We start from the raw sequence: 12,404 nt of genomic DNA on the forward strand, positions 1-12,404 counted from the left end.
CCTCCCCGGATTTCAATTTTTGCTCTGTTAGATTATCCGGAAGCAAACATTTTATTCTTTTGCCCAAACGAATACTGCAGCCCATTACGGGAAGGATATGGTTACCTGTTACGCAAGGAGGAAAAAACGTGAAATTATTTATGGAATACATTTTGGAGGAAATCGAAAAGATCGGGGTGCAGCAAGGTTACAGGGTCTCTTTGTCGCAAAAGATAGACGAGCAGAATTATATTCGCGGTGTGATGCAATTTTTTGACAGCGGATTTGACATTTATTATGCTTTGATTTTCAGTTTCCCCGAAAGCCATCCGAAGCTGCAGTATACGTTCTGGGTGCTGAACCAAACCGGAAACCGGGCTGTGATCGAAAAAGACGGATCCGGGGAAAAGATGATGGAGACGGTCAAGGAAACGGCATTGAAAGAAATCCATGTCAACCTGATGGAAGGCGGCGAAATCCGGCATCTGCTTAAAGAAATAAAGCAAACGATCGGCACTTGCCCGCAATAAAAAGGGGTGCTGCTTAAAGGGTTTGAAAAACAGGGAGCTGCCGGGTTCCTCCCTCATTACGCTGCCAGTGGATGCAACAGGTTCCGGCCTAAAGGCATAGGGGTTTACGGCCTTCATGACAAAACGGGGCTTTCGATTGCGGAGATCCCCCACGGCAAACCGAGATCCCTACTGTAACCCGGCATTACCATCCCCCAACAAGCCGGCCGGTTGCTCACTCCAGCCCTAATCCGCTTTCTTTTCACAAAGCTTACCCGTTGCTTTTAATCCCGTACAAAATGCAGCCAACCCCGGCCAGAATCCACAGCATTTTGGCAAACGAGATTTTATCGGAAATTCCGATCACCCCGATCGCCGTTGTCGTAATTAAAACAACAGGCCCGACAATAGCAAGAGAACTGTTGATGAGAAGCGCTTTTTCCACTTGATTGTATTTGAGCATCAAAATGGCCGCGGAAATTTCGATCATTCCTGAGATCAGCCTGAGCGCAGCCATACTAAGCACATACTTTTCAATCAGCCACAACATCGTTTCCCCTCTTCATACGCGCATTTTGGATTCATTTACCTCATGTATATTCCGTGCCGAGCAAAATTAGGACAAATTCTCCGGTCTTATCCCACGCACGTCTTCCGGCAAACATGTTATAATGACAAAATCAAAGGGTCTGCCGGTTTAAAAAAATTTTTGGACGGAAATAGTTTAGTGCAGCCTTTTGGAACATATCATGTAAATATCTTTGCAAGGAAGAAAGGAATTGCCAATATGAGGGTTGGAGCCCGCATTGTCAAAACAGGAATTGCCATTACGATTGCGTTGTTTATCGCGCAATTATTAAAAATGCCGTCCCCGGTGTTTGCCGGGATCGCTGCCACTTTTGCGATTAAACCTACGATATACCGGTCTTACCGGTCCATTATCGATCAGGTCCAGGGCAATCTGATCGGCGCTTTGCTCGCGGTCATTTTTGTCATGGCCTTTGGCAACCATTTTTTAGTCGTCGGTCTCGGGTCTGTGTTGATCATCATTTTAATGTTGAAACTGAAGCTCGATGATACGGTCGGCCTCGCGCTTGTAACCATGATTGTCATTATGGAAACGCCAAGTGACAATTTTCTGCAGACGGCCGGCATCCGCTTTGCGACATTGTTTATCGGGATTTTCAGCTCGTTTCTTGTGAATTTGATTTTCCTGCCGCCGAAATACGAGGCCCGGCTGTATGTCCGTCTCACCCATGTGACAGAAGAACTGCTCAAATTCATCCGGATTGCAGCGCGCCAGGAAGCCGATTACCAGCTTTTAAAAGAAGAACTTCCCGACATTAAAGAGCGGGTGTACAAAGTAGAGCAGCTGTACACTTTATTTAAAGAGGAAAAAATCTACGGGAAAAGCAACAGGATCGAGCGGCAGCGGAAAGTGGTGCTGTATAAAGAAATGGTGGCCATTTTGAATTTAAGCTATATTATTTTAAAACGGCTGCACCAGTACAAAGCGGATATTGCCGGGCTGCCAGAAACATTCCGGAGCATGCTGCAGGAACAAATGGAATACCTTGTGAACGAACATGAAAAATTGCTGCTCATGTTTCTCGGAAAAGTCAAAGCCCATGCGCAAAAATGCGATACGGCTGACAAACAGCGGAATGAGCTGATGGACATTTTTCTGCAGAACTTAAAAGATGAGACTTTCCGCGCTGATCTCCAGTCCTATCACGTGATGAACTTGCTGGCGCTGCTTGTGGATTACCAGGAAGAGCTTGAACATCTGGAAAAATTGATCACCGTGTCCCAAACCTATCACCACGAACAATCAGAACTCAATCTTGACGAATTGGAAGACCAATAGGGGACGGCAGGCCAGCCGTCCCCTATTGGATGCACGGCCCTGTTTTCATCCCGAGCCGGTGCGCCTTAGATTTTGCACTTTTAGTAAAGATTTTCCGCTTTTCGAAACGGCCGCTTTATTTGCTGCGCTTTTCACGCCGGGCTTATGGCCGGTTTTTAGTTGTTTTCTTTGCGGAAAAAAGTCTGGATATTGATTTTTGAGTTTTTTAAGCGGCCCATGATTTCATGGTAATGCTTTGCAACATAGGCGAAGTACAAAACATCAATCGTGAACAGTTGTGCAGCCAGGGATGTGGTTGCTGCGCTTCTCAGCAGGACCGCTTCCCCGCCATGGTGGATCAAAGGCGCATCCACGATACTGGCAAGCGTACTGTCCCGTTTTTGTGTGATGCCCACTGTAAAAAGCCCGTTCTGTTTGGCAATCTGCGTCAGCTTGATAGCTTCATTGGTTTCGCCTGAATTTGAAATCGCCACAAACATACAGTCTTTGGAGGCGTTGATCAAAGAAGAACCGAGCAGATGGTGATCCAGCGTGTGGACCACCGGCTTGCCAATTCTTGAAAACTTATGCGTGAAGTCTTCAGCTGCCACATGGGAGGCGCCAATTCCGTATACGTATATGGCCGGGCTTTTATCCACCATGGCCGTTATCTTTTCAATGCAGCTGGTCTCAAGAAGATTTGCGGTTTGTGTGATCGACTGATTAAACCGCAAAGCCAACTTATCAGCAATCATGGCAATATCTTCATTCGGTGTGATATCCGTATAAATTTCCCGATCCAGCCCCCCGGAGGCATCCGCATACAATCTGATTTTTAATTGTGAAAAGCCGGACAGCCCGATCGACCGGCAAAAACGCACAACGGTGGCCGGGCTGACACCTGCTTTTTTCGCAAGTTCGCTTGTATTGTCATTGACCGTTTCCACAGCATGGCTGAGAATATACTCGCCGAGCTTTTTTTCTGATTTTGACAGACTGGTTAATTTGGATTTAATTTGCAGAATAATATTCTCATCCAATTCCATCACTCACGATCTGCGTCGGTCTCCTTCATCGCATCTTTCGGAATACCGAAGAAATAAGTGGCAACGAAGCCCCCAATATAACCGGCTACCAACCCGGCGATATAACCGAGCCAGCGTCCGTGCGCAATCAACGGAATTAAATCAATCCCGCTTGTGCCGATTGCGATCGCGCCGATATTACCGATGCCCGCGATCACTGCCCCGCCGATGCCGCCGCCGATACACGCGGTAATAAATGGGCGCCCAAGCGGCAAAGTCACACCGTAAATTAACGGTTCGCCAATGCCCATAATGCCAACCGGCAATGCCCCTTTAATCAACTGCACGAGTTTTTTATTTTTCCGGCACCTGATCCACAAAGCAATCGCCGCGCCGACCTGCCCTGCGCCTGCCATTGCAAGGATCGGCAACAGCGGTGTCATCCCTGTCTTATTGATCATTTCAATATGGATCGGGGTGAGGATCTGGTGCAGGCCGAACATGACCATCGGCAGGAAGAAAAGCCCCAGTATAAATCCTGAAAAAGCGCCGCCGACTTTCAACACCCACGTGATCGAGCCAACAAGAGCGCCTGATACCGCGCCTGCAACCGGCATGACGATGAAAATAGTAAAAAGTCCGATAACTAATAATGCAATTGTTGGCGTCACAATGATATCCACAGCATTTGGAACAATTTTATGCAGCCTTTTTTCAACAAGCGCTAAAATCCATACTGCAAAAATAACACCGATGATCCCGCCTTGTAAAGGGGAAAGGGCATCTCCGTTAAAAATATTCGGAAGCGGATTTTTCGGATCCATGCCGGTTAACATCGTCACAGCCCCGATGACCCCGCCAAGGCCCGGTGTCGCCCCGAACTCATTTGCACTATTAATTCCGACATAAATGACCAAATAGAGATACAATCCGTTTTTAATAATGTTTAATGTCGTAATAACGGACACCCAGTTCTGGCTGAGGGCTGAGGAGTCCGCAGCCATGATATTTTGGAAAATGGCAGCAACCCCGCCGATAATCCCGGCGCCGACAAAAGCCGGAATAAGCGGTACAAATATATTGGAAATCGATTTTAAAGCCCTTTTGAAACCGTTGCTTTTATGTTTCGCCTTTTCCCTTGCCTTTACTTCGGCCGCTTTGGCTTCCGCCATTTCGCGGTTTGACCGCCCGGCATCTTTATGGCCTGCTGACTTCGGAAAATTTTCCCCAAGTTTTACACCGGCCTCGTGCACCATGAGGTTGGCGACTTTGTTGACAATGCCGGGGCCAAGCACGACCTGGAGCGTTTCATCCTCCACGACGCCGAGCACGCCGTCAACCGCTTTCAGGCCTTCGATATTGACTTTACTGTAATCCGCTATGGTAAGCCGGACTCTTGTCATGCAATGGATGATCTTTTCGACATTTCCCATGCCGCCGACATTTTCGTAAATTTCCCTTGCCAGTCGTTGTTCTTTCGTTTCGGTCATTTTTTTCATCCCCCGGTTTAAACGATTTTTCTAATAAAACCATTTGCCTGTGCCATTTTCTCCTCTGCCTCTTCCTTGGAAAGATGGGTTAACAACATGACAATAGCCAGCTTCACATTTTTGCCGGCTGCGTAAAAAGCCTGTTCAGCTGCTTCATAGCTGCATCCGGAAGCCTGCATAATAATCGATTTCGATCTCTCCACCAGTTTTACGTTTGTCGGTTTGACATCCACCATTAAATTTTCGTATACTTTTCCAATTCCAACCATTGCAGCAGTTGAAATCATATTCAATACAAGTTTCTGGGCGGTGCCCGCTTTTAGCCGGGTTGATCCCGTCAACACTTCAGGGCCGGTTTCCACTTCGATCGGAATATCGGCATGCCGGCTAATTTCAGCATTTTTGTTACAGGAAAGCGATGCCGCCACAGCACCGGCTTTTTTCGCGTAGTCCAGCGCGCCAATCACATACGGTGTTCTGCCGCTTGCCGCAATGCCGATGACTGTATCCTTTTCTGATAAATGGATGTGCTTTAAATCTTCTTCCCCCATCTCTTTCGAATCCTCCGCCCCTTCAACGGCAACGGTCATGGCCGCAGGGCCGCCTGCGATCAGCCCCTGCACCATGGACGGGTCCGCACTGAATGTCGGCACGCATTCGACAGCATCGAGAACGCCGAGCCGCCCGCTTGTGCCTGCTCCGCAATAGATCAAGCGTCCACCCTTGTTAAAAGAACGGATAACGGCTTTTACCACTTTTTCGATTTGTGCTAGTTCTTTCCCTACACGGATTGGAACCGTTTGGTCTTCCTCGTTCATCAATTGCAAAATTTCCTTTGTGGACAACGTATCGAGATTCATTGTCTTTTCGTTGCGCTGTTCTGTGGCGAGTTTTTCTAAGTCCATTCGTTTTCACCTTCATTGTCCGTCATTTTAAACCGTGTACCCGAACCAATAAAATCAAGGAGCGGCAAGTCGCGGCCGGCAATCTGCCCGATGACGTTTACTTTCGCATCGGCAGGCAGGTTCCGCTTTGTGATTTGCAATTCCCCTTTGTATCTTGCGTACAGGTTATTGTCGAGCGTAATGCTGCCTTTGTTGCGGGGAATGTTGTTTTCGGGCTCGATATCGTCCTTTTGGTTGCATGTTCTCGACTGCTCGCTGCGGATCGCGTCCCTTGCCACATCCATCCGGTTCCGGTGGTTTTTAAAAATATACGGGCGCCATTTCGGATCTGCAGCCGTTGCATGAAGCAGTATGGTATCATGGCAAAAAAATTCCCCGATCTGGCTGCGGGATTGCGGCGTTAACCCCGGATCCCCGATATAAGCATGGTCAACCGCATAATCCCTTAACAGCGAGCAGATGGCTGCCAGCGGATTTTGATGGCGGTGGATTTCTAATGTCGGCAGGGATTCGTATAAAGGAAATCGTAGCTTTCCATCGCCGGGCGCAAATGCCGTAATGCTGAATCCTTTGCTTTTCAGCCATTTGTTTTTTTCGTAAAACCAATTTTCATCCAGTCCGGTTCCGGGCCTCGGATAATAATTATGCCAGGCCTCAAGCCGTCTGAAATTAGCGCCGTGCTGTTTCAGCTGCTCATAATCCTGTTCCGTTAATGTGCTGGCGTTTAATCCGACCGTCATCGTGTTCGACAGGCGGGCAACCTGTTCCCAGCTGACACCGGCATCGATGCGCAGGCCATTGATACCGCTTTCAATAATGCGTGCAGGATCATCAATGGACAGTCCGATATGGTGGAGCACGTTTCCAGAGATGTCGATCATGACTTTCATCCCGTTCCGTTTTGCAGCCTCCAAGAGCGGAGCAAGCCTTTTCCGGTATTGGGACGGGTCATCTTCCGGTAGCTGTAAGGATGTAAATATCCCTTCCATTCCAATTGCTGCCATTCGGTGAATGCAGGCTTCCTTCTCTTCTGACCAGTCTTCATTCAAGTATATTGAAAATCCAAGCAATCATGCATCCCTCCTTTGATACTATTATATGCACTTTGAAACAATATTTCAACATATTTTTATTATTATATTTATAAAAGAAATTTTGTTTCATTTCCTGACAAAAAAACGGAGGCCCCGCGTTTTTAAACGGGATCTCCTCCATTTTTTGCCGACGAGCGAGCGCCCTCCGCTTTTCTTTGTCCAGCTCCGGCTCCTAGCGGCTAGCGGATTTTTACGTCTTCTCCTTTCGATAAGCGGGCATCGATTCGCCTATCGGCTCATCGTGTTTCCTTTATCTCGGTCGAAGACTACAAAATCCGTACGCCGCTGTACAGTCGCCTCCGCTTTTCTAATCATCCAGTTGTTGGATTTGGAATAGGTTGTAATAGAGCCCTTGTTTTGCCATTAATTGTTCGTGGGTGCCGGTTTCTTTGATCTCTCCGTTTTCAATTAAGACAATGCGGTCTGCGTGGGTAATGGTGGACAGCCTGTGGGCAACGATCAAGGTCGTCCTGTTGCGCGCCAGTTTTTCAATGGCTTCCTGAATCAAATGCTCGCTTTCTAAATCAAGCGCGGATGTCGCTTCGTCAAGAATGAGAATCGGCGGGTTTTTCAAAAATACACGCGCAATCGCAATCCGCTGCTTCTGCCCCCCAGACAATTTAACACCCCGCTCGCCCACCGTTGTTTCATATCCGTCGGCAAGATTCATAATAAACTCATGGGCGTTCGCTGCTTTTGCCGCCTGTACGACTTCCTCGTCCGTCGCCTGCGGATTGCCGAGCAAAATATTGGATTTCACCGACTCGCTAAACAAAATATTGTCCTGCAGCACCATCCCGATTTTATCGCGCAGGCTTCGCACTTTAAACGTGCGGATATCCTGGCCGTCCAGATAAACGGCCCCTTTTGTCACATCATAAAACCGGGGGATGAGGCTCACAAGGGAAGACTTACCTCCCCCGCTCATCCCGACAAAGGCAACCGTCTCCCCTGCCCTGATCTCAAGATTGATATTTTTCAGCACCGGCTCTTTTTCATCATCATACCGAAATTCGACACCATCAAACCGGATATTGCCGCGTACATTCCTGCACTCCACCGCGTCCGGCCGGTCATCAATATCATATTTTTCATCCAGCAGTTCAAACACCCGGTCCATTGAAGCGAACGCCTGCGTCAGCGTCGTGCCGGAATTGACGAGCCTTCTGAGCGGACTGTACAAATTATCAATATAAGCGATAAACGCCGCGAGCGTACCGACAGTAAGGCTGCCTTTAATCACGAGATAGCCGGATACAAAAATAATGAAAAGCGGCGCGATATCGGTAATGGTATTCACAACCGCAAACGATTTAGCTGTCCAGCTTGTGTGTGCCAATGCTTTTTCCAGAAAATTGTGGTTATGCTTGTCAAACTGCTTCTGCTCATGGTCTTCAATGGCAAAACTTTTAATAACAGCCATGCCTTGCACCCGCTCATGGAGATAGCCCTGCACCTCTGCGAGCGCTTGCGACCGTTTCCTCGTCAAAAAACGCAAATTGCCAAAAAAATATTTGACCGAAAAAATATAAAACGGAAAAACGGCGAGTGAAATTAAAGTCAGCCGGGCATCCATCATAAACATCATGACAATCGCAATCAGAACCGTTGTCATATCGAGCCAGACGTTCATCAGCCCCGTAATAACAAAATCTTTCGTCTGCTCGACATCATTCATCACCCGGGAAATGACTTCCCCTCCGCGCGTGTTGGCATAAAACCGGAAACTCAATTTTTGAAGATGGGTAAAAAAGCGGTCGCGGATATCATACAATATTTTACTTGCCGTCCACTGCGCAAAATATTGCCGGTAATATTCAACGGGTGGCCGGACGATAACAAAAATGGCAAGCATAAAAGACATCACCCAAACAAGCTTATGCAGCTTCTCGTCCGGTGAAAGCCCGTGGTTGCCGATAATATCATCGATCACATATTTAATCAAAAGCGGGATTAAAAGCGGGATCGTAAACTTGATGATCCCGATGATGATCGTCGCAACGATTTGAAACCAATACGGCTTTACAAATTTCATGTATCTTTTCACACTACCCATGCGATGAACCTCCTAAAGCAAACAAAACGTACCATTTATTTCCCTTATTTTTCAAATTTACGCATACAAAAAACCTGTTGGCGTTCAACAGGCGGTTTGCTTAACGCAAATAGGTCAGGTAGCGTTCGTACCAAATATCAATAAAATCGGGGCTGAACGGTCCCTTCCGCTGCCGGATCCAGTGAATGAGAATGTCCACGTTTCGCTTTAAAATATGGTCGATGACATCGGGATAGCCCATTTTTTTGCGATGGTATTCATATTCATCCTCATCCAGCAAAGTAAACGTCATATCCGGATAGACTTTGATGTCGAGATCATAATCAATATATTTTAACGCTTCACTGTCGTAAACAAACGGCGACCCCAAGTTACAATAGTAGTAGACGCCGTCTTCACGGATCATGCCGATAATATTGAACCAGTGGTCGGCATGAAAGTAGCAAATTGCAGGTTCTCTCGTAATCCATGTCCTGCCATCCGATTCGGTTACCAAAGTCCGGTCGTTTCCCCCGATCACTAGGCTTTTCGTGCCCTTCAAAACGGTTGTTTCTTCCCATATCCGGTGAATATGGCCGTTATGCTTATAGCTTTGAATTTGGATTTTATCACCTTCTGCCGGGATTCCCATCATCTCATGCCCACTTTCATGATTGTTTATATGTAAACCTGTGCCCACTACGTGCCGGAATAAAACTTATGTAATCAATCGATCTGTTTTCTATCTATTATAACGGTTTCTGAACGCGATTAAAACTAAACAATCCTATTTGAAATAGGATTGTTTATGTGCAAATTTTTGAACTGTGGTAAACTCGGATCAGTTCAACCGTCTGCGATTCAAAAACTTTTTCAATTTCCTGCAATTCTTTATTCATCCGGCCAATTTCATCAAGGATATCTTCCGCCATTGTTTCTTCCTGCAACTTCAATAGTTCGCTTTTCACTTCGTTGCATCTCTCCATTTCCGATTGCAAAAACAGCAGCCTATCCATCGTGTCCATTTGCTGTGCGACAAGCCGATTAAATTCTTCCATCAAAGTTTTTTACCCCCTAAAGGATGAATTGAACTTTTCATTTACACATATTCTCGATGGGAGGGCAAAATCCTTTGACTTCTTTTGTCGAACACCGCAGCCATAAAAAGAAAAAAGAGGCCCCCGTTCGGGAAACCTCTTTCTATCGGTTATTGCTGGCCGAATTGTCCAGCGTTTTGCGATTTTTTCGCTTCAGCTTTTTGGTTTTGTTTTCTTACTTCCTGTGCGTTCGTTTCGCTTGCAAATTCAGAACCGAAAGAACCTTGGCCGGAAGCAGACTTCGCGTTTTGCTTTCTTACTTCCTGCGCATTCGTTTCGCTGGCAAATTCAGAACCAAAATTTCCTTTGGCAGCCTTTTTGAAGTTGTTGTTGTTTGCCATCGTTATCACCTCCACGGGTATTAATGTAACCAGAGGTGCAACGATTTATCCTTATCATAAAAACTGGAAAATAAAGGAACTCAAGATTGGCGTACTCAACTTAAAAGAAGCGAGCGGCCGCCGTCCACGATTATCGTTTGGCCGCGGATCATAAATGCCTCATCCGAAATTAAAAAGCGTACGGCGTTCACCATATCCTCGACCTCGACCATTCTTCCTGCCGGCGTATGTTTCCGCGCGTCTTCCAGCAGTACTTCGCGGTTCGGGAAAGACTTGAGCGCATCCGTATTGAGGACCCCGCCCGAAACTGCATTCACGCAAATACTCGGCGCCAGCTCAACTGCCAAATAGCGGGTTAAAGCTTCAAGCGCTGCTTTCGACACACCGACCGCCGTATAATTTTCGATATAGCGGATCGAACCGAGCGAACTGAGGCTCACAATTTTCCCCCCGCCGTTTTCTTCCATGAGTTTAGCGGCTTCCTGTGCACAAAACAGGAGTGCCCTGCTGTTAATATTCATCGTCCAGTCCCAATGGCGATCTTCCAGCTCCATTGCTGGGCGTTCGACACCTGAAGCGGCATTATTGACAAGCACATCCAGCCTGCCGTATGTATCCCGGATTTGTGCGAACATTTCTTTTATTTTTTTCACGTCCCCGACATTTGCTTTAATCAGAAGCGCTTTTTGCCCCATTTTTTCAATTTCCGCGGCCACTTCTTCGGCTTTGGACCGGCTGCGCGCATAATTGATGACCAGATCATAGCCGTCCTTTGCAAGATCAAGCGCAATCGCCCGGCCCAGCCCCTTGCTTGACCCGGTTACAAGTGCCACCTTATTTGCCAATGATTCCACCTTCTCTGTTTTCTTATGATTTTTTGCAATGCTCTCCCTTTTTCAAAAAGCCGTCGTAACATTCCTGCTCTTTAACACCCGAGCCTAAAACGGCCGGAATGCGATATTTTTTACGCCTCAGTTTACAGAAACGGCGACTGTTCCTTGTTCCTGTATCCGCATCTCAGAACTGATTCAAATACCGCGGTCATGCGCACGCCTGCCTAAAAGCCCGGTTTACGGCGGCTGTCCCTTGTTCCGGAACCGGTTCAGATTGCGCGACGCTCCGCAAGCTTATCTTTGGAACCGGTTCAGCCTGTCATAAAATGATGTTAAAAATGTATAAAGGGCTTTTTCTGAAGCCGCCATTTCCCTTTTTTTCGGGATCATCACACCGACCGGGCGCATCAGTTCCATATCGCTGATTTCCGCTTTTACGATTTCTTCAGACAGATTAAATAATAGCGCAGGCTCAGGCAGAATTGCAACACCCGTTCCGCTTGCAACAAGGCCTTTAATCGTTTCCATGTCCTCGCCTTCAAATGCAATCGCAGGTTCAAAACCAGACTTCCGGCAGGCGGCGAAAAGAATTTCACGAATCGAAAAACCTTCCCGGAATGTAATGAAGCGTTCGTTTTTCAGCTGAGCGAGCCGGATCATTTTCTGCCCGGAAAGCGGGTGATCGCGGCGGAAAAGCAACATGAGTTTTTCCATATATAAAATTTCCCCGCTTACGGCAGGATGGTCATCCGGCACAGGAGAAGCAAGCGCCAGTTCAAGTTCGCCATTTTCAATCAACCGGATCAAATAGCTGGGCGTCCCTTGCACAAACTGGTACTCGAGGCCGGGATGTTTTTCGCGAAACTGTGCCAACAGGGAAGAAAACGTCTGGACCGATAACCCGGTTGAAAAACCGAGGCGGACCGTGCCGTTATCCGGATCGAGAAATTCATGCATTCTTTGCTTCGCTTTATCAATTTCGAGCACAACTTTTTCAGCGTGTTCCAAAAAAACTTTTCCGATCGGCGTCAGCCTGACATTTCTTCCTTCACGCCAAAAAAGGGAAACGCCAAGCTCAGCTTCCAAAAGAGAAATTTGCCGGCTGATGGCGGATTGGGCGACATGCAGCTCATCTGCAGCATGCGTCACATGCTCCCTTTTTGCGACTTCAATAAAATAAATCAGCTGTCTTAACTCCATCCGAATCACACCATTCTCAATTTGAGATTAATTTCATCTTAACTATATAT

Annotated in this window: 13 protein-coding genes; 2 read left to right on the forward strand and 11 right to left on the reverse strand. The window is 47.1% G+C overall.

The genetic code is table 11. The features are described from left to right. The first annotated feature begins 128 nt into the window (after nt 1-128). Nucleotides 129-509 carry a hypothetical protein gene (locus OF158_RS13555; protein WP_035183893.1) on the forward strand — a complete coding sequence of 127 codons (381 nt, stop codon included), beginning with the start codon at nt 129-131 and terminating at the stop codon, nt 507-509. Nucleotides 510-759: 250 nt separating this feature from the next. Here the strand turns inward: OF158_RS13555 and OF158_RS13560 are convergent, their stop codons facing one another. After that, nucleotides 760-1,038: a YqhV family protein gene (locus tag OF158_RS13560; RefSeq protein WP_014097379.1), complete on the reverse strand. Its 279-nt coding sequence runs from the start codon at nt 1,036-1,038 to the stop codon at nt 760-762. Between the two features lie 237 nt (nt 1,039-1,275). Here OF158_RS13560 and OF158_RS13565 point away from each other — a divergent pair, with 237 nt between their 5' ends. After that, the gene (locus tag OF158_RS13565; protein WP_014097378.1) at nt 1,276-2,355 is read left to right on the forward strand and encodes an aromatic acid exporter family protein; all 1,080 of its coding nucleotides are present in this window, start codon (nt 1,276-1,278) and stop codon (nt 2,353-2,355) included. A gap of 155 nt (nt 2,356-2,510) precedes the next feature. On the opposite strand, the gene OF158_RS13570 is transcribed toward OF158_RS13565, so the two are convergent. The 10 genes from OF158_RS13570 to OF158_RS13615 form a co-directional block, all read right to left on the reverse strand. After that, nucleotides 2,511-3,380 (reverse strand): MurR/RpiR family transcriptional regulator, encoded by an 870-nt coding sequence (locus OF158_RS13570; protein WP_035183891.1) that lies wholly within the window; start codon nt 3,378-3,380, stop codon nt 2,511-2,513. Then, complete coding sequence (locus tag OF158_RS13575) at nt 3,380-4,849, reverse strand: PTS transporter subunit EIIC (protein WP_014097376.1); 1,470 nt, start codon at nt 4,847-4,849, stop codon at nt 3,380-3,382. The genes OF158_RS13570 and OF158_RS13575 overlap by 1 nt, the downstream gene beginning before the upstream one ends. 17 nt (nt 4,850-4,866) lie before the next feature. Next, complete coding sequence (murQ, locus tag OF158_RS13580) at nt 4,867-5,754, reverse strand: N-acetylmuramic acid 6-phosphate etherase (protein WP_035183889.1); 888 nt, start codon at nt 5,752-5,754, stop codon at nt 4,867-4,869. Then, complete coding sequence (locus tag OF158_RS13585; protein ID WP_035183885.1) at nt 5,745-6,824, reverse strand: DUF871 domain-containing protein; 1,080 nt, start codon at nt 6,822-6,824, stop codon at nt 5,745-5,747. The genes murQ and OF158_RS13585 overlap by 10 nt, the downstream gene beginning before the upstream one ends. Nucleotides 6,825-7,155: 331 nt before the next feature. Further along, on the reverse strand, nt 7,156-8,904 hold the full coding sequence (locus tag OF158_RS13590; RefSeq protein ID WP_014097373.1) for an ABC transporter ATP-binding protein: 1,749 nt from the start codon (nt 8,902-8,904) through the stop codon (nt 7,156-7,158). A 100-nt stretch (nt 8,905-9,004) separates the two neighbouring features. Then, complete coding sequence (locus tag OF158_RS13595; protein WP_014097372.1) at nt 9,005-9,535, reverse strand: nucleoside tri-diphosphate phosphatase; 531 nt, start codon at nt 9,533-9,535, stop codon at nt 9,005-9,007. A 154-nt stretch (nt 9,536-9,689) separates the two neighbouring features. Beyond that, a complete protein-coding gene (locus OF158_RS13600) occupies nt 9,690-9,944 on the reverse strand; it encodes a YgaB family protein (protein WP_014097371.1) in 255 nt (84 codons plus the stop codon). Between the two features lie 146 nt (nt 9,945-10,090). Beyond that, on the reverse strand, nt 10,091-10,321 hold the full coding sequence (locus tag OF158_RS13605; RefSeq protein WP_014097370.1) for a gamma-type small acid-soluble spore protein: 231 nt from the start codon (nt 10,319-10,321) through the stop codon (nt 10,091-10,093). 95 nt (nt 10,322-10,416) lie between these two features. After that, nucleotides 10,417-11,166 carry an enoyl-[acyl-carrier-protein] reductase FabL gene (fabL, locus tag OF158_RS13610; protein WP_014097369.1) on the reverse strand — a complete coding sequence of 250 codons (750 nt, stop codon included), beginning with the start codon at nt 11,164-11,166 and terminating at the stop codon, nt 10,417-10,419. Between the two features lie 282 nt (nt 11,167-11,448). Further along, on the reverse strand, nt 11,449-12,363 hold the full coding sequence (locus tag OF158_RS13615) for a glutamate biosynthesis transcriptional regulator GltC (protein ID WP_014097368.1): 915 nt from the start codon (nt 12,361-12,363) through the stop codon (nt 11,449-11,451). Nucleotides 12,364-12,404: the final 41 nt, after the last annotated feature.

Origin of the sequence: Weizmannia sp. WK01 (assembly GCF_025905465.1) — a bacterium.
In the GTDB taxonomy this organism is placed as follows: Bacteria; Bacillota; Bacilli; order Bacillales; family Bacillaceae_C; genus Weizmannia; species Weizmannia faecalis.